Source organism: Sphingobacterium sp. Ag1, from assembly GCF_000988325.1.
In the GTDB taxonomy this organism is placed as follows: domain Bacteria; phylum Bacteroidota; class Bacteroidia; order Sphingobacteriales; family Sphingobacteriaceae; genus Sphingobacterium.
Map to the genome: position 1 here is coordinate 269,338 of NZ_LBGU01000042.1, position 16,262 is coordinate 285,599.

Here is a 16,262-nt window from a genome sequence, read left to right on the forward strand (position 1 = left end):
AAAAAAAATACTTAATTTTGCCCGGGCAATTCAACTGAGGATTGCCGGGGTTTTTGCATTTTAAAATTGTTTAACAGATAGAAGGTCCCATACCAATGGTTGGGAGGGAAACCGCTGTCACAAATTTTCATATATAATGACTACAGATCCAATTGCGGATTACCTTACACGAGTAAGGAATGCCATCAAGGCCAACCACAGGGTTGTTGAAATTCCTGCATCGAACCTAAAAAAAGAGATCACTAAAGTTCTTTTTGACAAAGGTTACATTGCTAATTACAAATTCGATGAGAATGGCGTACAGGGTACGATCAAAATCGCATTGAAATATAATCCAATTAGCAAAATTCCGGCTATTCGTACGTTGACACGTGTGAGTAAACCTGGTTTAAGAAAGTATGCAAGCGTTGATACTATGCCTCGTGTTTTGAACGGTTTAGGTATTGCTATCTTGTCAACATCGAAAGGTGTAATGACAGATAAGGAAGCTAGACTTCAAAATGTTGGTGGTGAAGTTTTATGTTACGTTTATTAATCTAGGTAAAAGCACAAAGAAATGTCAAGAATTGGAAAAGCGCCTATCGCTATCCCTGCTGGGGTAACTGTTACTATTTCGGACAAAAACTTAGTTTCAGTAAAAGGTCCTAAAGGCGAATTAACACAACAAGTTGACCGTGACATCACGATTGCTCAAGAAGAGGGTAATATCGTTGTAACACGTCCAACTGATCAAAAGAAACACAAAGCATTACACGGTCTATACCGTTCCCTGTTGGCTAACATGGTTTACGGTGTGACTGAAGGTTACAAAACTACGCAAGAGTTAGTCGGTGTAGGTTACCGTGCTTCAAGTACTGGTAATGTATTAGAGTTAACTTTAGGTTTCTCTCACCAGATTGTTTTTGTATTGCCAAACGAGGTTAAAGTATCAACTACTGCTGACAAAGGTAAAAACCCTACAATCACTTTAGAGTGTGCTGACAAACAATTGATCGGTCAGGTAGCGGCTAAAATCCGTGGCTTCCGTAAACCAGAACCTTACAAAGGAAAAGGTGTCAAGTTTGCAGGTGAAGTATTGAGAAGAAAAGCAGGTAAATCAGCTAAAAAATAATAATCATGGCAGGACAAAAAGCATCTCGTAGAGAGAGAATCAAAAAAGGAATCAGAAAAAACCTTGCTGGAACGTCTGAACGTCCACGTTTATCGGTTTTTAGAAGTAACAAAGGTATCTATGCGCAAATCATTGATGACAATGCAGGTAAAACATTAGTTGCTGCATCTAGTTTGTCAAAAGAGTTTGTTGCATCTGGTAACAAGGTTGATCAATCTAAAGCTGTAGGTAAATTGGTGGCTGAAAAAGCATTAGCAGCAGGTATTAATAAAGTAGTTTTTGACCGTAATGGGTACTTATACCATGGCCGTATCAAATCTTTGGCTGAAGGTGCTCGCGAAGGCGGTTTAGACTTTTAATCATAGAAAGAAATGGCATTAAGCAATATAAAAAGAGTAAAATCAAGCGAAATTGAATTAAAAGATCGCTTAGTAAGTATCCAACGTGTAGCTAAAGTTACTAAAGGTGGTCGTACTTTCAGCTTCTCTGCAATTGTTGTAGTAGGTGATGAAAACGGTATCGTTGGTTACGGTTTAGGTAAAGCTAAAGAGGTAACTGAAGCAATCACGAAAGGTATCGATGACGCAAAGAAAAATTTGGTAAAAGTTCCTATTATCAAAGGTACTGTTCCGCACGAGCAATATGGTAAATATTCTGGTGGTTCAGTTTTGGTTAAACCAGCAATTGCAGGTACGGGAGTTTTAGCCGGTGGTGCAATGCGTGCAGTATTGGAGTCTGCTGGTATCAAAGACGTATTGGCTAAGTCATTAGGTTCGTCTAACCCACACAACGTGGTCAAAGCAACTGTAACAGCTTTAGCAAACATGCGTGATGCATATACAGTAGCACAACACCGCGGTGTCGATTTAAATAAAGTATTTAACGGTTAATTATCATGGCAAAAATCAAAATCACCCAGATAAAGAGCGTTATCGACAGAAGCGAGCGCCAAAAGAAAACTATTGAGGCATTGGGTTTGAAAAGAATCAACCACTCAGTAGAAGTTGAAGCTACTCCATCAATTATTGGAATGGTACGTAAAGTAAACCATTTAGTAGCTATCGAAACTATTTAATATTAGCATATGGAAGAGGTCTTTGGGCTTCTTCCATTACTTGTTATTAATAATCATTATTTTTTAATCGCTAGTACCTGTTTAGTGAGAGCGAAGGGCTAGCACAATTTAGTTTAAAAATGAACTTAAGTAATTTAAAACCTGCAAAAGGTGCAGTAAAAAGTAGCAAACGTATTGGCCGTGGTACTGGTTCTGGTCGTGGTGGTACTTCAACACGTGGTCACAAAGGTGCTGGTTCTCGTTCAGGTCACTCTACGAAAATCGGTTTCGAAGGTGGTCAAATGCCTTTGCAACGTCGTGTGCCTAAATTTGGTTTCAAAAACATCAACCGTGTTGAGTATAATGGTGTAAACTTAGATACTTTACAAGCGTTGATCGAGAAATACAATTTAACAGCTGTAGATTTCGACGCATTGAAAGCTCATGGTTTAGTGTCTAAAAATGACAAAGTTAAAATCTTGGGTCGCGGTGAGTTGAAAGCTAAAGTTGAAGTAACAGCGCACGCGTTTACTGCTTCTGCTCAAAAAGCTATTGAAGCTGCAGGCGGTTCTATCGTTAAAATTTAATAAATGAAGAAACTAATCACAACCTTAACCAATATTTGGAAAATCGATGATTTACGTACGCGTATTCTAAATACCTTACTTTTTCTTTTGATTTACCGTATTGGATGTCACGTGGTATTACCAGGTGTAAATCCTCATGCTTTGGCTTCTGGTCAAAAAGAGGGTTTATTGGGCTTACTGGATATGTTTGCGGGGGGATCATTCTCTCGTTCGGCTATCTTTGCTTTAGGGGTAATGCCATATATCTCGGCATCCATTGTTGTTCAATTGCTGGGCATCGCGGTTCCTTACTTCCAAAAGATGCAGAAGGAGGGGGAAAGTGGTCGTCAAAAAATGAATCAAATTACTCGCTATTTAACTTTAGGGATTACTTTGCTTCAAGCTTTTGCTTATGTACGTACTCAAATCGAGCCAAGTGCTAAGACAATAGCTGACCCATTATTCACTATTCTAACTGCTATAGTTTTGACAGGCGGTACTTTATTTGTGATGTGGTTAGGAGAGAAAATTACGGATAAAGGTATCGGTAATGGTATTTCTTTGATCATCATGACTGGTATTATCGCTCAATTGCCAAGTGGTATCACTGCGGAATGGGTTTCTAGAATGGCGAAAGGTGGTGGTGGTCCAATTCCATTGTTGCTTGAATTTGTGGCTTTGTTCTTTGTTGTGATCTTTACGATCTTGATCGTACAAGGTGTTCGTAAGATCCCTGTACAATACGCGAAGAAAATCGTTGGAAACAAGCAAGTCGGTGGAGTACGTCAGTATATACCGTTAAAGGTAAATGCTGCAGGTGTAATGCCTATCATTTTTGCACAGGCAATCATGTTTGTGCCAATGAGTTTAGGACAGTTCTTCCCAAATCTTCAGTCGGAATTTTTGACTTCGTTGAGTAACTATACTTCTGTAGCATACAACGTCACATTTGCGGTGTTAATTATCGCATTTACGTTTTTCTATACAGCGATTATGGTGAACCCACAACAGATGTCGGACGACATGAAGAAGAACGGAGGTTTTGTACCAGGTATTAAACCGGGATTGGAAACTAGTAATTTTATAGACCGCGTAATATCAAATATTACATTTCCAGGTGCAATTTTCTTAGCGATCATTGCTATTCTACCTGCTATTGCAAGTTTGTTTGGTATTAATAATCAATTTGCGCACTTCTACGGTGGTACGTCATTATTGATTTTAGTAGGTGTGGTGTTGGATACTTTGCAACAGATCGAATCTCATTTATTGATGCGTCATTACGATGGGTTAATGAAAACAGGTCGTATTAAAGGTCGTTCGGCCGCGTCTGTTGAGGGAATGGATCATTCGGCAATTTAATTTCTTTAGATGTCTAAAGTATTTTATAAGTCAGCAGAAGATATAGAGCAATTGCGAAAGTCAGCAGATGTGCTTTCGCAATTGCTTGGTGAAATCGCAAAAGTGATTAAACCTGGGGTAAAGACTATATCTCTTGATAAATTAGCTTATGAGTATATTCATGATAATGGCGGTACGCCTGCGTTCTTAAATTATCAAGGATTTCCATATTCTTTGTGTATATCTGTCAACGATCAAATTGTACACGGCTTTCCTAGTGATTATGAAATTAAAGATGGAGATCTTGTTTCGGTCGATGGTGGTGTCAATCTGAACGGTTTTATCAGTGATTCAGCATACACCTTTGGTGTAGGTGAAATATCTGAAGAAGCACAGTTGTTATTGGATGTAACAAAGGAATCATTGTACAAAGGTGTTGAACAGGCGGTGGCTGGTAAACGTGTTGGGGATATTTCTTCAGCTGTTCAGGAGTATGTGAGCAAATTCGGATTCGGAATTGTTCGTGAACTGGTTGGACACGGAGTTGGTTATCACTTACATGAAAAACCTGAGGTTCCCAATTATGGAAAACGAGGTGCTGGTCCTAAATTGGAAGAAGGTTTGGTTATTTGTATCGAACCGATGATCAATGCAGGGCGTGCGGGTGTTCGTTTTTGGGATGATGGTTGGACAGTAAGTACAGTGGATGGGAAATTATCGGCGCACTTCGAACAGATGGTTGCAATCCGAAAAGGAGAACCAGATGTGTTGCTGACATTCGAACATGTAGAGAAAGTTTTGAACAAAAAGTAGTTGGTTTTCAATTATTTTTATTTATCTTTGCACTCCTGTTCGCAGGCTTTTAAATTAAATTTAATCGAGAATATATGGCTAAACAAGCCTCAATAGAACAAGACGGTATAATTAGAGAGGCACTTTCTAATGCTATGTTTAGGGTAGAGTTGGAAAATGGACATGAAATCATTGCCCATATTTCTGGTAAAATGCGCATGCACTATATCAAAATTTTACCTGGTGATAAAGTTAAATTGGAAATGTCTCCGTATGATTTGACTAAAGGAAGGATTACTTATCGCTATAAATAGCCGTAAGTCCTTGTATTAGCGCAAGCTTTTGAAAAAATAAATATCATGAAAGTAAGAGCATCAATAAAAAAACGTAGCGCGGACTGTAAGATCATCCGTCGTAAAGGTAAAGTTTTTGTAATCAACAAAAAGAACCCAAAGTTTAAACAACGTCAGGGTTAATTCATTAAAAAAATAATAGCTTAATATTATATGGCAAGGATAGCAGGTATTGATTTACCTAAAAACAAAAGAGGTGTGATCGGCCTTACCTATATTTTTGGTATCGGTCGTACAAGAGCTGAATATATCTTGGAAAAAGCTGGTATCAGCGAAGATGTGAAGGTACAAGAGTGGAATGATGAGCAATTGGCAGCAATTCGTACCATCATTAACGACGAATTGAAAGTTGAAGGTGCATTGCGTTCTGAAATTCAATTAAACATCAAACGTTTAATGGATATCGGTTGTTACCGTGGATTGCGTCACCGTAAACACTTACCAGTTCGTGGTCAACGTACTAAAAACAACTCACGTACTCGTAAAGGTAAACGTAAGACAGTTGCAAACAAGAAAAAAGCTACTAAATAATAAATAAGAAATGGCTAAAACTAAAAAAGCTGCAAAAAAGCGTATCGTTGTTATCGAACCTGTAGGTCAGGCTCACATTAACGCAACGTTTAACAATATCATTGTAACTTTGACGAATAATCAAGGTCAAACTATTTCTTGGTCTAGTGCTGGTAAAATGGGTTTCCGTGGTTCTAAAAAGAACACGCCATATGCTGCTGGTCAGGCTGCACAAGACTGTGGAAAAGTTGCTCACGATTTGGGTTTACGTAAAGTTGAAGTGTTTGTTAAAGGACCTGGTGCTGGTCGTGAATCGGCAATCAGAACATTGCAAACAGTAGGAATCGATGTGACTACTATCAAAGATATCACTCCACTTCCTCACAACGGTTGTCGTCCTCCAAAACGCAGAAGAGTTTAATTAATTTAAAGATAAGATTCATCGGCTATAGGCTGATAGATACTTTAATTGTAAAAGAAAATGGCTAGATATACAGGACCTAAGTCCAAAATTGCCCGTAAATTTAGAGAGCCGATCTTCGGCCCAGATAAAGCGTTAGAAAAGAAAAATTACCCTCCTGGACAACATGGAGCTTCTAAACGCAGAGGTAAACAATCTGAATATGCTATTCAGTTGTTAGAAAAGCAAAAAGCAAAATACACTTACGGTGTATTGGAGCGTCAGTTCTCAAACTTATTTGTTAAAGCTGCCTCTAAACAAGGTATTACAGGTGAGATCTTCTTGAAATTGTTAGAAGCTCGCTTGGATAACGTAGTTTACCGTTTAGGTATCGCTACTTCTCGTGCCGCTGCTCGTCAGTTGGTATCCCACAAACACGTTACTGTTAACGGCGAAGTTGTTAACATTCCATCATATAGCTTGCGTCCAGGTGACGTTGTAGCAGTTCGTGAACGTTCTCAAACACTTGAAGCCATCACAAATTCAGTTGCAGGTCGTACTGTAAATAAATTTTCTTGGTTAGAGTGGAATGCGAAAGAATTGACAGGTACTTTCTTAAGCTATCCAGAAAGAGCTGACATTCCTGAAAACATTAAAGAGAACTTAATCGTTGAGTTATACTCTAAATAATAAATAAAATAGAAGAATGCATAGTCCAATTTTTGGGGTATGCATCTTCTATTGTATTACAATTATTATTACAAATAAAACATTAAAAGAAAATAAATGGCAATTTTAGCATTTCAAAGACCGGATAAAGTTATCATGCAAAAATCTACGGATTTTGATGGTACGTTTGAATTTCGTCCATTGGAGCCTGGTTTTGGTGTAACCATTGGTAATGCTTTGCGCCGTATTCTATTGTCCTCTTTAGAAGGATATGCAATTACGTCGATAAGGTTTTCTGGCGTTTCGCACGAATTTTCAACGATCAAAGGTGTTGTTGAAGACGTAACTGAAATTATCTTGAACTTGAAACAAATTCGTTTCAAAAAAACAGGTGAGATTGGCGACAACGAAAAGGTATTTGTAGTAATCAATGGTCAAGAACAATTCTTAGCTGGTGATATCACAAAATTCTCTAATAACTTTACGGTCTTAAACCCAGACATGGTAATCTGTAACATGGATAATTCAGTGACAATTGAATTGGAATTGAGTATTGCCAAAGGTCGTGGATACGTAAATGCTGATGAGAATAAAGTTGTGGATGCTCCAGTAGGTGTTATCGCAATCGATTCGATCTTTACTCCGATCAAGAATGTTAAATATACCATTGAGAATTACCGTGTAGAGCAAAAGACTGACTACGAGAAATTGTTGTTGGATATCTCTACTGATGGCTCAATTCACCCCGAAGAAGCTTTGAAAGAAGCTGCTAAGATCTTAATTCAACACTTTATTCTATTCTCTGATGAGAATATGCTTCTTGAGTCTCAAACGAAAGAAGAAACTAAAGTTGTTGATGAAGAAATCTTACATATGCGTAAGATTCTGAAAACAGAATTAGTAGATCTTGATCTTTCAGTTCGTGCATTGAACTGTTTGAAAGCTGCAGATATTCGCACATTGGCTGAGTTAGTAACTTACGACGTAGCTGATATGTTGAAATTCAGAAACTTCGGTAAAAAATCGTTAAGTGAAATCCAAGAGTTGGTTAAATCGAAAGGTTTATCATTCGGAATGAACTTGGCGAAATACAAATTAGACGAAGAATAATAATTTATTAAGCGACCACTAGTCGTAATTCCTTTTGGCTGTCTGAATAGGTGAACATCACCTATTTGAACTATACAAAAACGGTACGGTTAGTATAATAAAATCAAAATGAGACACGGAAAAAAAGTAAATCACTTAGGCCGTACGGATAGCCATAGAAAAGCAATGTTGGCTAACATGGCAACATCATTAATCCTACACAAACGTATTACAACTACTTTGGCTAAAGCTAAAGCGTTACGTACGTATGTTGAGCCTTTGATTACTAAATCTAAAAACGACACAACACACTCTCGTCGTACAGTATTCGCTTATTTGAAAGATAAAGACGCAGTTTCTATCTTATTCCGCGAAATTTCTGAAAAAGTAGCTAACCGTCCAGGTGGTTATACGCGTATCATCAAAATGGAAAACCGTTTAGGTGATAACGCGGAAATGGCTTTCATCGAACTAGTTGACTACAACGAAATCTACGGTAAAAAAGCTGCTGCTGCTGAGAAAAAAGCGACGCGTCGTCGTGGTGGTGCTAAGAAAGCTGCTGCTGCCGAAACTGAAGCTCCTGCAGAAGTTAAAGCTGAAGTAGAAGGTGAAGAAAAAGTAGACGGAGAATAGTACTCTTCTGATCTAGCATAAAAAAAGTCCTCTTTTTAAGAGGACTTTTTTTATTTTATGACCATTCCTACCGTTATAACTAATATATTTGTAATGCTAAAATCTGATAGCTTTTTCTATTACTAGCTATTTCGTTTATCAATCTATAATTCATTAAGATGAAACCATTTGATGTTTATCCCATTAATCCCATTAACATAGTAAAAGCTAATGGATCAACGGTGTGGGATGCCGAAGGAAATGCTTACTTGGACTTGTATGGTGGTCATGCTGTGATATCGATCGGACACACGCACCCACATTATGTACAACGTATAACAGAGCAATTGAACCGCATTGGGTTCTATTCTAATTCTGTTGAAATTCCAATTCAGCGTGAACTTGCCCGATTGTTGGGGGAAGTGTCGGGAAAGGTTGATTATGACTTATTTCTTTGTAATTCGGGTGCAGAAGCGAATGAAAATGCATTGAAATTAGCTTCCTTTTATAACAAAAGAAAGAAGGTTATTGCATTTTCAAAAGCATTTCATGGACGCACATCATTAGCTGTTGCCGCAACAGACAATCCGAGTATCGTGGCTCCTGTAAACGAGACGGACAACATTGTTTTTCTTCCTTTTAATGATGAAGAGGCTTTAACCAGCGCTTTCGCATCTTATGGTGAGGAAATTTCATCCGTTATTGTAGAGAGCATTCAGGGAGTTGGCGGTATTAGGGAGGCTTCGGTTTCTTTTCTTCGTTTGATTCGGTCTCTTTGTGATCAATATAATGCAGTTTTCATTGCAGACGAAGTACAATGTGGCTACGGCAGAACGGGCTTGTTCTACGCCCAGGATTATTCCGGTGTTGAAGCTGATATTTATACCATGGCAAAAGGTATGGGCAATGGATTTCCAATCGGAGCAATCAGCATATCGCCCAAATTTAAAGCTACCTACGGCAGTTTGGGTACTACCTTCGGGGGGAATCATCTTGCATGTGCGGCAGCTTTGGCTGTTTTGGAGGTCATCCAACAAGATCAGCTTATGGAAAATGCTGCACAAGTCGGCACCTATCTTATCAATGAGTTGAAGCAAATAGAGGAAATTATTGAAGTTAGGGGCAGGGGATTAATGATCGGTATAGAACTGCCCGAATCTTTGGCGCATGTGAAGAAAGATCTCTTACTAAAGAACCGTATCTTTACGGGAGAGGCTAAGCCATTTGTGATTCGCTTATTACCTGCCCTGAATATGACGAAAGAGCATGCGGATCAGTTTTTATCTGCATTAAAGGAGCATGTAAAGGCCGTAACGGTTGCGTAAACCCCTAAAGGCTGTCAAATTGGCCAATGGCTGTTTCAGCTTGTTGAAATTTGATTGCGCTGTATTAGTTAAAATATATACTGAGTGTGACGCGCTTATTTATTGCCGTTGAAGATGCACTCGAATAAATAGATATAGATGAAAAAGTTTTTCTCTGTTAAGGATGTTTCCAGTGTAGCGGACGTTGTTCAAGAAGCGTTAAATTTGAAAGCTGCACCATATGACAATCAGGACCTTGGTCAACACAAAACGCTGGGACTTGTATTTTTGAATCCCAGTTTACGTACACGTTTGAGCACACAAAAAGCGGCGATGAATCTGGGCATGAATGTGATGGTTATGAATATGGATAAAGATGGTTGGGCTCTTGAAACACAGGATGGTGTTGTGATGAACGGGACAACTGTTGAACATATTCGTGAAGCCGCTGCTGTTATGGGCGAGTATTGTGATATTTTGGGACTACGTTCTTTTCCAAAATTGAAGGATCGTGAAGAAGATTATAGTGAGGACCTGTTCAACAAATTCATTAAGTACTGTGGTGTTCCCGTTGTTTCCTTGGAGAGTGCAACACGCCATCCATTGCAGAGTTTGACAGATATAATTACCATCACTGAGTACAAGAAAATTGAAAAGCCGAAAGTGGTATTGGCTTGGGCTCCGCATGTGAAGGCATTACCTCAGGCAGTGCCTAATTCTTTTGCGGAATGGATGTGCAAAGCACAAGAGGAGGGATTGGTGGATTTTACGATAGCTCAGCCTATGGGATATGAATTAAGTGAAGAGTTCACAGCTGGTGCAACCATATCCAATAATCTCGAGGAAAGTTTAAAAGATGCTGATTTTGTCTATGTGAAAAACTGGTCTTCTTATCAGGAATATGGCGAAGTATATGGTGTTGATGAAGATTGGATGATGGATAACAAAAAGCTCAAGCTGACAAACGATGCCAAAGTCATGCACTGTTTGCCAGTACGAAGAGATCTCGAACTATCTTCTGAAATTTTGGATGGGCCAAACTCACTCGTGATTAAAGAAGCCAGCAACCGTGTATGGGCTGCTCAGGTTGTTTTGAAACGTATGTTAGAGGATTTGGTATAGTACAATCCTATTGATTTTTGAAAAACTATTTTTATTGGGAAAAGTTGCGTAATGGCTAATAGTGTATTAAATATTATTAAAATTGGCGGGAATATTATTGATGATGAACGCCAATTGGATTCTTTTTTAGAAAAGTTCTCCGCATTATCGGGGAAAAAGATTCTTGTACATGGCGGGGGTAAAATTGCAACTCGTTTGGCTAGTGAACTGGGCATTGAAGCCCAAATGGTTGAAGGGCGCCGTGTGACAAATGAGGAAATGTTACGCATTGTAACAATGGTATACGCCGGATTGACAAACAAGACAATCGTCGCTAAGTTGCAAAACTTGAAATGCGACGCTGTCGGATTAACCGGAGCTGATGGGGATGTCATTAAAGCGATAAAGCGTCCTGTAAAGGACATCGATTATGGTTTTGTAGGTGATTTGTTACATGACTCTGTAAATACCTTGGCCATCAAAAAGTTTTTGGAAGCAGGTTTTGTTCCTGTGTTTTCAGCTATTACACATAATGGCCTTGGACAATTGCTCAATACCAACGCGGATACAATAGCTTCTTCATTGGCGGTGTCTTTGGCTTCATTATATGAAACTTCTTTGGTTTATTGTTTCGAGAAGAACGGCGTTTTACGGGATGTAACAGATGAGAATTCGGTAATCCCAACGATTAAGTCAGAAGAGTTTGAACATCTTAAGGAATCCGGCGTAGTGAACGACGGGATGATCCCTAAGTTGCAAAATGCATTCAATGCTATAAATAAAGGTGTTCAAGAGGTCTATATTGGAAATGCTAATAATTTGCATTTGTTTCAACAAGGACAATTTGGCACTTGCTTGACATTAAAATAAAAATCTAACCTAAACCCAACGATCGCTATGAAAAAGGTCACCATTATCGGAAGCGGTAATATCGGTCTTTCCTTGGCAAAAGGACTTGTAAAAAGTGAATTTGCCCATGCTTCCGATATTACCTTGACGAGGAGAAATTTGAATGCACTGGCCGAAGAGGCGCGCCAAGGCTTCTCAATAAGTAATGATAATAAGCTCGCTGTAAAGGGGGCTGATATTGTTGTTTTCGCAATCTTACCTCAACAACTAAAAAAGGTATTGGTGGAAGTGGCTCCTGTAATTGAAAAGACCAATCAGATTTTTGTCTCTATTGTGTCGGGAGTTTCTTGTGCCGATTTAAAAGCAGAGTTGGGTGCAGATGCCACAGTGATACGAGCAATGCCCAATACGGCAATTGCAATAGCGCAATCAATGACGTGTATCGCCAGCGACAATGCTTCAGACGACAGTTTGAAGGACGTTGAGAAAATGTTTGAAACTGTTGGTTCAGTCGTTGTTATTAATGAGGACCTAATGACATCGGCGACGGCATTGTGTGCTTGCGGTATCGCATTCTTTCTACGTGCGATCCGTGCTGCTTCACAAGGTGGGGTTGAAATCGGGTTTCATGCGCATGATGCATTAAAGATGGCGGTTCAAACTGCAAAAGGCGCTGCTGATTTGTTATTGCATACCAATGCTCATCCAGAAGGAGAGATTGATAAGGTAACATCACCAAAGGGCTGTACAATAGCGGGACTGAACGAAATGGAACATAATGGTTTTAGTTCTGCTTTTATAAAAGGAATTAAACTGTCTGCGGATAAAGCAGGAGGACTATACCATGAAGGATAAACAGGGCTTATTTGAAGATGCTCTGGCCCTTTTAAAACAATTAATTGGACTGTCGTCTTTAAGTAAAGAGGAAGAGTTCACAGCGGATTTAATTGATCGCTTCTTTCAGGAGCGTGACATCAAAACACATCGAAAAGGTAATAATGTCTGGGTATATAACGCTCATTATGATAGCACCAAACCTACGATATTACTCAACTCCCATCACGATACAGTAAAACCAAATACAGGTTATACAAGAGATCCTTTGGCGGCGACTGTAGAGGAAGGTAAATTGTACGGATTGGGGAGCAATGATGCTGGAGGCTGTTTGGTTTCACTGATCGCCACGTTTTTGTATTTTTACCAGCAGACGGACTTGAAGTATAATTTCTGTCTTGTCGCTAGTGCCGAAGAAGAGATCTCAGGTAAGAACGGTGTAGAATCTGTTTTGGATGATATCGGTTCAATTGATTTTGCAATTGTGGGTGAACCTACATTATTGGATTTGGCAATTGCAGAAAAGGGACTGATGGTGTTGGATTGTACAGCATTAGGGACGGCTGGACATGCCGCACGTAATGAGGGCGATAATGCAATCTACAAAGCGATCAAGGATATTGAATGGTTTCAAAATTATACATTTGAAAGGACTTCGTCAACCTTAGGTCCCATTAAGATGTCGGTGACAGTAATTCAGGCGGGATCGCAACATAATGTGGTGCCGGCTACTTGTAACTTTGTTGTCGATGTCAGAACCACAGATGCTTATTCGAATGAAGAGACGTTGGATATTATCAAGTCTCATGTAAAATCAGAGGTCACAGCGAGATCGACGCGTCTGAAGTCTTCTTCTATTCCTGAAACGCATCCAATTGTCAAAGCAGGTGTTGCACTGGGGCGTAAGGTATATGGATCGCCGACAATGAGTGATCAGGCTCTTATTCCTGTCCCTTCCCTTAAGTTGGGGCCAGGTGATAGTGCGCGGTCGCATATGGCGGATGAGTTTATCTATATTGATGAAATTAGAGCAGGGATTGATCTCTATATCGCCATGTTGGAAAAGATAGTATAAAAAAAGCTTCCATTTTTATGGAAGCTTTTTTATACTAGACTAAGCTGATTTGACGTTTGATACTCTCCTCGAGAGAGATGATCGTCTCGGTACGTTGAATCCCAGGTACGGATTGAATGTCTTCATTCAATACTTTTCTGAGGTGAACTGTATCTCTACAGATGATTTTTGCAAAAATACTGTATTGGCCAGTACAATAATGTAATTCGACCACTTCTTTGATTTCTTTCAATTTATCTACCGCATCTGCATATTGTGAACCTTTTTCAAGATAGATACCCAAAAAGGCGGTGATATCAAATCCGACTTTTTGAGGATTGATAATTAGATTTGACCCTCTAATGATACCTAATTCTTCCATCTTCTTCATTCTAACGTGAATTGTACCACCTGATACAATTAGCTTTTTTGCTATTTCTGTATAAGGAATAGAGGCATCGTTCATTAGAATAGACAAGATTTGGATATCCAAATTGTCTAGATCATAGTTTGCATATTGATTTTCCATTAACAATGGTTTTTGTGTTCATTAATTGGCCGTTGCATCAAAATCGGACCAATAGCTAAAATAATTAAATTTATTTCAAAATTACTAAGAATTTTCGGTTTATAGATGTAAATTTAATAAAAAATACTTATTCATATTGATAATGTTATATGTTTTTGATTGAAAGTGATTATAATTGTTTCATGGTGATCTTATTATAGGTTAAGTGATTGTTTTCATGTTTGATATCAGAATTATGATAAATTAATTTAGTATTGCCTTTTTTAGAAGTAGGAAATGCAGTTGGCCTATTAACAATCTAATCAGTTCGTATTTAGCGGTTGATAGGTTAAAAATGTAGCCAACCGTGTGATGTTTGAGTAAACGAAAAATCAAATACGGAATAGCGATGGAAGAAGTTCAAGATGTAAAGATTTCGAAAAAGAAGCCGATTTTTGAAGTAGGGGAAGGACTTCATAAATACCTTAAGCTGTATCAGCGAGACGAAAAGTTGCCTATAGGATATAAGGATCTATTGAATTTTACGGAGACAGTGCCTGTTATGGATAAATTTGGCAACGATACTTTTTGGGAGACTCCACTGTATCCGCAATATCTTATTGACCAATTGTATGACGGGTTGAAGGTGATTTATGCTAAATTGAAAGCATCAGGTAATACGCGAATCGTCCAGCACAAATATATTGATCGTGTCGAGTACTGCGGCTTTGGCAATACGAAACCCTTTCGTATTCGTATCGTGAACCGTTTAAATGATGTGTATGATTATTTTTACATCAAGCAGGCCGATGCATCAAGAATATATGGACTGGAGTTGGAAGAAATATTGTCGCCCAATCAGGTGAATTATATGGTAGACCATGATACCTTGGTTGAGGAACATATTGTTGGAATTCCAGGAGACACTTTTTCGAAAACACGTATGTTCTCGCCTGATTATAATCTGACCCGGATTTCTAAGGAATTTGTCAAGTTTAATGAGCGATGTATTATTACGTTGTTGGGGGATATGCGGGCATACAATTTCGTGATGCAGATTACACCAGATTTTGATGATTTCCAGTTTCGAATTCGGGCAATAGATTTTGACCAGCAGTTTTATGAGGGAAATCCGAAGGTATATATGCCGCAATTTTTTAAGGAGAATCTTCCCTATGTCAAACTAGCGATGGAACATCTCAATGAAAAAACAGTACTGCAATACCAACAAGAGGAGCGTTCCTCTATTGTGCATAGAGTTCGGAGCGAAAGACATCGGATCGCTGATCTGAGGGATGCCTCGCAAACGCAGGTGCTCTCGACCCAAGAGAATATCAAACAGTTACGTGAGGGCTATGCTGAATTTTATCAGAACAACTCTTATCTCAAGTGTAAAACGATGACGGATATTGTGGAATTGAATGTGAAGAATGTGATTCGTCAGGTTCAAATGTAATTACTTGATTCGATCCTTGTTGTCTTTGATAAAGGCGGACCATCCCGTGTACGATTTACTGTTGCCTGATACTGCGTTTTTCTGAAACGAGTGGCAGACAGCAATTGCCAATCCGTCGGTGGCATCTAAAAATTGTGGTGTTTCCTCAAATTTTAATAGATTTTTTAGCATAGCGGAAACCTGCTCCTTTGTCGCATTTCCATTTCCTGTAACGGATTGTTTTATCTTTCTTGGAGAATATTCGAAGATTGGAATATCTTGTGCTAATGCCGCCGCCATCGCAACACCTTGCGCTCGTCCTAATTTGAGCATGACCTGTATGTTTTTGCCATAAAATGGTGATTCAAGGGCTACGCAGTCGGGATTATATTCCTGCATTAAAGCCGAAGTTTTTTTGAAAATACGTTGTAGTTTTAGGGCATGATCGTCTAAATGTCCCATTTTGATGACCCCCATTGAGATCAAGGATATGTTATTGCCGACTTCTTTGATGATACCATATCCGAGCACAACGGTACCGGGGTCGATCCCTAAAATTATTCTTTCTTTCGCCTTTTCCTTCTGCATATACAATATTACAAATTTTGCGTTTTATTCGCGGATTGCATTCGACAAAACTTAATCATTTGGCTAAAATTTAGTAACATTGCTCTCTAATT

The 16,262-nt window shown here is 38.9% G+C and carries 23 protein-coding genes; 21 read left to right on the top strand and 2 right to left on the bottom strand.

The genetic code is table 11. The features are described 5' to 3' along the window. The first annotated feature begins 133 nt into the window (after positions 1–133). The 20 genes from rpsH to AAW12_RS17305 all read left to right on the top strand — a co-directional run bounded on the left by rpsH (position 134) and on the right by AAW12_RS17305 (position 13,660). Complete coding sequence (gene rpsH, locus AAW12_RS17215; protein WP_223584601.1) at positions 134–535, top strand: 30S ribosomal protein S8; 402 nt, start codon at positions 134–136, stop codon at positions 533–535. 21 nt (positions 536–556) lie between these two features. Continuing rightward, positions 557–1,111, top strand: a complete 555-nt coding sequence (rplF, locus tag AAW12_RS17220) for a 50S ribosomal protein L6 (RefSeq protein ID WP_046674877.1) — start codon at positions 557–559, stop codon at positions 1,109–1,111. Then, positions 1,108–1,470 carry a 50S ribosomal protein L18 gene (gene rplR, locus AAW12_RS17225; protein ID WP_172462327.1) on the top strand — a complete coding sequence of 121 codons (363 nt, stop codon included), beginning with the start codon at positions 1,108–1,110 and terminating at the stop codon, positions 1,468–1,470. The genes rplF and rplR overlap by 4 nt, the downstream gene beginning before the upstream one ends. A 12-nt stretch (positions 1,471–1,482) precedes the next feature. Continuing rightward, positions 1,483–2,001: a 30S ribosomal protein S5 gene (rpsE, locus tag AAW12_RS17230; RefSeq protein ID WP_046674879.1), complete on the top strand. Its 519-nt coding sequence runs from the start codon at positions 1,483–1,485 to the stop codon at positions 1,999–2,001. A 5-nt stretch (positions 2,002–2,006) separates the two neighbouring features. Further along, on the top strand, positions 2,007–2,186 hold the full coding sequence (rpmD, locus tag AAW12_RS17235; RefSeq protein WP_046674880.1) for a 50S ribosomal protein L30: 180 nt from the start codon (positions 2,007–2,009) through the stop codon (positions 2,184–2,186). Positions 2,187–2,305: 119 nt separating this feature from the next. Then, the gene (gene rplO / locus AAW12_RS17240) at positions 2,306–2,752 is read left to right on the top strand and encodes a 50S ribosomal protein L15 (protein WP_046674881.1); all 447 of its coding nucleotides are present in this window, start codon (positions 2,306–2,308) and stop codon (positions 2,750–2,752) included. A gap of 3 nt (positions 2,753–2,755) precedes the next feature. Further along, positions 2,756–4,093 (top strand): preprotein translocase subunit SecY, encoded by a 1,338-nt coding sequence (secY, locus tag AAW12_RS17245; protein ID WP_046674882.1) that lies wholly within the window; start codon positions 2,756–2,758, stop codon positions 4,091–4,093. Positions 4,094–4,102: 9 nt separating this feature from the next. Then, positions 4,103–4,885 (top strand): type I methionyl aminopeptidase, encoded by a 783-nt coding sequence (map, locus tag AAW12_RS17250; RefSeq protein WP_046674883.1) that lies wholly within the window; start codon positions 4,103–4,105, stop codon positions 4,883–4,885. A gap of 74 nt (positions 4,886–4,959) precedes the next feature. After that, a complete protein-coding gene (gene infA, locus AAW12_RS17255; RefSeq protein ID WP_002997456.1) occupies positions 4,960–5,178 on the top strand; it encodes a translation initiation factor IF-1 in 219 nt (72 codons plus the stop codon). Between the two features lie 45 nt (positions 5,179–5,223). Continuing rightward, positions 5,224–5,340, top strand: a complete 117-nt coding sequence (ykgO, locus tag AAW12_RS26080; RefSeq protein WP_013665024.1) for a type B 50S ribosomal protein L36 — start codon at positions 5,224–5,226, stop codon at positions 5,338–5,340. A 30-nt stretch (positions 5,341–5,370) separates the two neighbouring features. Further along, entirely contained in the window at positions 5,371–5,748 is a 378-nt protein-coding gene (rpsM, locus tag AAW12_RS17260; RefSeq protein ID WP_046674884.1) for a 30S ribosomal protein S13, read from the top strand. A 10-nt stretch (positions 5,749–5,758) separates the two neighbouring features. Beyond that, positions 5,759–6,148 carry a 30S ribosomal protein S11 gene (gene rpsK / locus AAW12_RS17265; RefSeq protein WP_046674885.1) on the top strand — a complete coding sequence of 130 codons (390 nt, stop codon included), beginning with the start codon at positions 5,759–5,761 and terminating at the stop codon, positions 6,146–6,148. A gap of 60 nt (positions 6,149–6,208) precedes the next feature. After that, positions 6,209–6,817 carry a 30S ribosomal protein S4 gene (rpsD, locus tag AAW12_RS17270; protein WP_046674886.1) on the top strand — a complete coding sequence of 203 codons (609 nt, stop codon included), beginning with the start codon at positions 6,209–6,211 and terminating at the stop codon, positions 6,815–6,817. 96 nt (positions 6,818–6,913) lie between these two features. Then, positions 6,914–7,906 carry a DNA-directed RNA polymerase subunit alpha gene (locus AAW12_RS17275; RefSeq protein WP_046674887.1) on the top strand — a complete coding sequence of 331 codons (993 nt, stop codon included), beginning with the start codon at positions 6,914–6,916 and terminating at the stop codon, positions 7,904–7,906. Between the two features lie 108 nt (positions 7,907–8,014). Then, a complete protein-coding gene (gene rplQ / locus AAW12_RS17280; protein WP_046674888.1) occupies positions 8,015–8,518 on the top strand; it encodes a 50S ribosomal protein L17 in 504 nt (167 codons plus the stop codon). Between the two features lie 158 nt (positions 8,519–8,676). Further along, complete coding sequence (locus AAW12_RS17285) at positions 8,677–9,822, top strand: aspartate aminotransferase family protein (protein WP_046674889.1); 1,146 nt, start codon at positions 8,677–8,679, stop codon at positions 9,820–9,822. Positions 9,823–9,960: 138 nt separating this feature from the next. Then, complete coding sequence (locus tag AAW12_RS17290; RefSeq protein WP_046674890.1) at positions 9,961–10,923, top strand: acetylornithine carbamoyltransferase; 963 nt, start codon at positions 9,961–9,963, stop codon at positions 10,921–10,923. Between the two features lie 51 nt (positions 10,924–10,974). Further along, entirely contained in the window at positions 10,975–11,772 is a 798-nt protein-coding gene (gene argB / locus AAW12_RS17295; protein WP_046674891.1) for an acetylglutamate kinase, read from the top strand. Positions 11,773–11,799: 27 nt separating this feature from the next. Continuing rightward, positions 11,800–12,606, top strand: coding sequence for a pyrroline-5-carboxylate reductase (gene proC, locus AAW12_RS17300; RefSeq protein ID WP_046674892.1), 807 nt, complete (start codon positions 11,800–11,802; stop codon positions 12,604–12,606). Continuing rightward, positions 12,596–13,660, top strand: a complete 1,065-nt coding sequence (locus tag AAW12_RS17305) for a M20 family metallo-hydrolase (RefSeq protein ID WP_046674893.1) — start codon at positions 12,596–12,598, stop codon at positions 13,658–13,660. The genes proC and AAW12_RS17305 overlap by 11 nt, the downstream gene beginning before the upstream one ends. Before the next feature lie 34 nt (positions 13,661–13,694). On the opposite strand, the gene AAW12_RS17310 is transcribed toward AAW12_RS17305, so the two are convergent. Then, a complete protein-coding gene (locus AAW12_RS17310) occupies positions 13,695–14,168 on the bottom strand; it encodes an Lrp/AsnC ligand binding domain-containing protein (RefSeq protein WP_046674894.1) in 474 nt (157 codons plus the stop codon). A gap of 388 nt (positions 14,169–14,556) precedes the next feature. On the opposite strand from AAW12_RS17310, the gene AAW12_RS17315 reads away from it, so the two are divergent. Then, entirely contained in the window at positions 14,557–15,603 is a 1,047-nt protein-coding gene (locus AAW12_RS17315) for a hypothetical protein (RefSeq protein ID WP_046674895.1), read from the top strand. Here the strand turns inward: AAW12_RS17315 and ruvC are convergent, their stop codons facing one another. After that, positions 15,604–16,170 (bottom strand): crossover junction endodeoxyribonuclease RuvC, encoded by a 567-nt coding sequence (gene ruvC / locus AAW12_RS17320; protein WP_046674896.1) that lies wholly within the window; start codon positions 16,168–16,170, stop codon positions 15,604–15,606. Positions 16,171–16,262: the final 92 nt, after the last annotated feature.

Bases quoted from the DNA above. Each gene is read 5' to 3' on its own strand.
- rpsE (WP_046674879.1), top strand. From the start codon at position 1,483: ATGGCATTAAGCAATATAAAAAGAGTAAAATCAAGCGAAATTGAATTA.
- AAW12_RS17305 (WP_046674893.1), top strand. From the start codon at position 12,596: ATGAAGGATAAACAGGGCTTATTTGAAGATGCTCTGGCCCTTTTAAAA.
- rplF (WP_046674877.1), top strand. From the start codon at position 557: ATGTCAAGAATTGGAAAAGCGCCTATCGCTATCCCTGCTGGGGTAACT.
- rpsD (WP_046674886.1), top strand. From the start codon at position 6,209: ATGGCTAGATATACAGGACCTAAGTCCAAAATTGCCCGTAAATTTAGA.
- rpmD (WP_046674880.1), top strand. From the start codon at position 2,007: ATGGCAAAAATCAAAATCACCCAGATAAAGAGCGTTATCGACAGAAGC.
- AAW12_RS17275 (WP_046674887.1), top strand. From the start codon at position 6,914: ATGGCAATTTTAGCATTTCAAAGACCGGATAAAGTTATCATGCAAAAA.
- map (WP_046674883.1), top strand. From the start codon at position 4,103: ATGTCTAAAGTATTTTATAAGTCAGCAGAAGATATAGAGCAATTGCGA.
- argB (WP_046674891.1), top strand. From the start codon at position 10,975: ATGGCTAATAGTGTATTAAATATTATTAAAATTGGCGGGAATATTATT.
- ykgO (WP_013665024.1), top strand. From the start codon at position 5,224: ATGAAAGTAAGAGCATCAATAAAAAAACGTAGCGCGGACTGTAAGATC.
- proC (WP_046674892.1), top strand. From the start codon at position 11,800: ATGAAAAAGGTCACCATTATCGGAAGCGGTAATATCGGTCTTTCCTTG.
- rplO (WP_046674881.1), top strand. From the start codon at position 2,306: ATGAACTTAAGTAATTTAAAACCTGCAAAAGGTGCAGTAAAAAGTAGC.
- rpsM (WP_046674884.1), top strand. From the start codon at position 5,371: ATGGCAAGGATAGCAGGTATTGATTTACCTAAAAACAAAAGAGGTGTG.
- infA (WP_002997456.1), top strand. From the start codon at position 4,960: ATGGCTAAACAAGCCTCAATAGAACAAGACGGTATAATTAGAGAGGCA.
- secY (WP_046674882.1), top strand. From the start codon at position 2,756: ATGAAGAAACTAATCACAACCTTAACCAATATTTGGAAAATCGATGAT.
- AAW12_RS17285 (WP_046674889.1), top strand. From the start codon at position 8,677: ATGAAACCATTTGATGTTTATCCCATTAATCCCATTAACATAGTAAAA.
- AAW12_RS17315 (WP_046674895.1), top strand. From the start codon at position 14,557: ATGGAAGAAGTTCAAGATGTAAAGATTTCGAAAAAGAAGCCGATTTTT.
- AAW12_RS17290 (WP_046674890.1), top strand. From the start codon at position 9,961: ATGAAAAAGTTTTTCTCTGTTAAGGATGTTTCCAGTGTAGCGGACGTT.
- AAW12_RS17310 (WP_046674894.1), bottom strand. From the start codon at position 14,168: ATGGAAAATCAATATGCAAACTATGATCTAGACAATTTGGATATCCAA.
- rpsK (WP_046674885.1), top strand. From the start codon at position 5,759: ATGGCTAAAACTAAAAAAGCTGCAAAAAAGCGTATCGTTGTTATCGAA.
- ruvC (WP_046674896.1), bottom strand. From the start codon at position 16,170: ATGCAGAAGGAAAAGGCGAAAGAAAGAATAATTTTAGGGATCGACCCC.
- rplQ (WP_046674888.1), top strand. From the start codon at position 8,015: ATGAGACACGGAAAAAAAGTAAATCACTTAGGCCGTACGGATAGCCAT.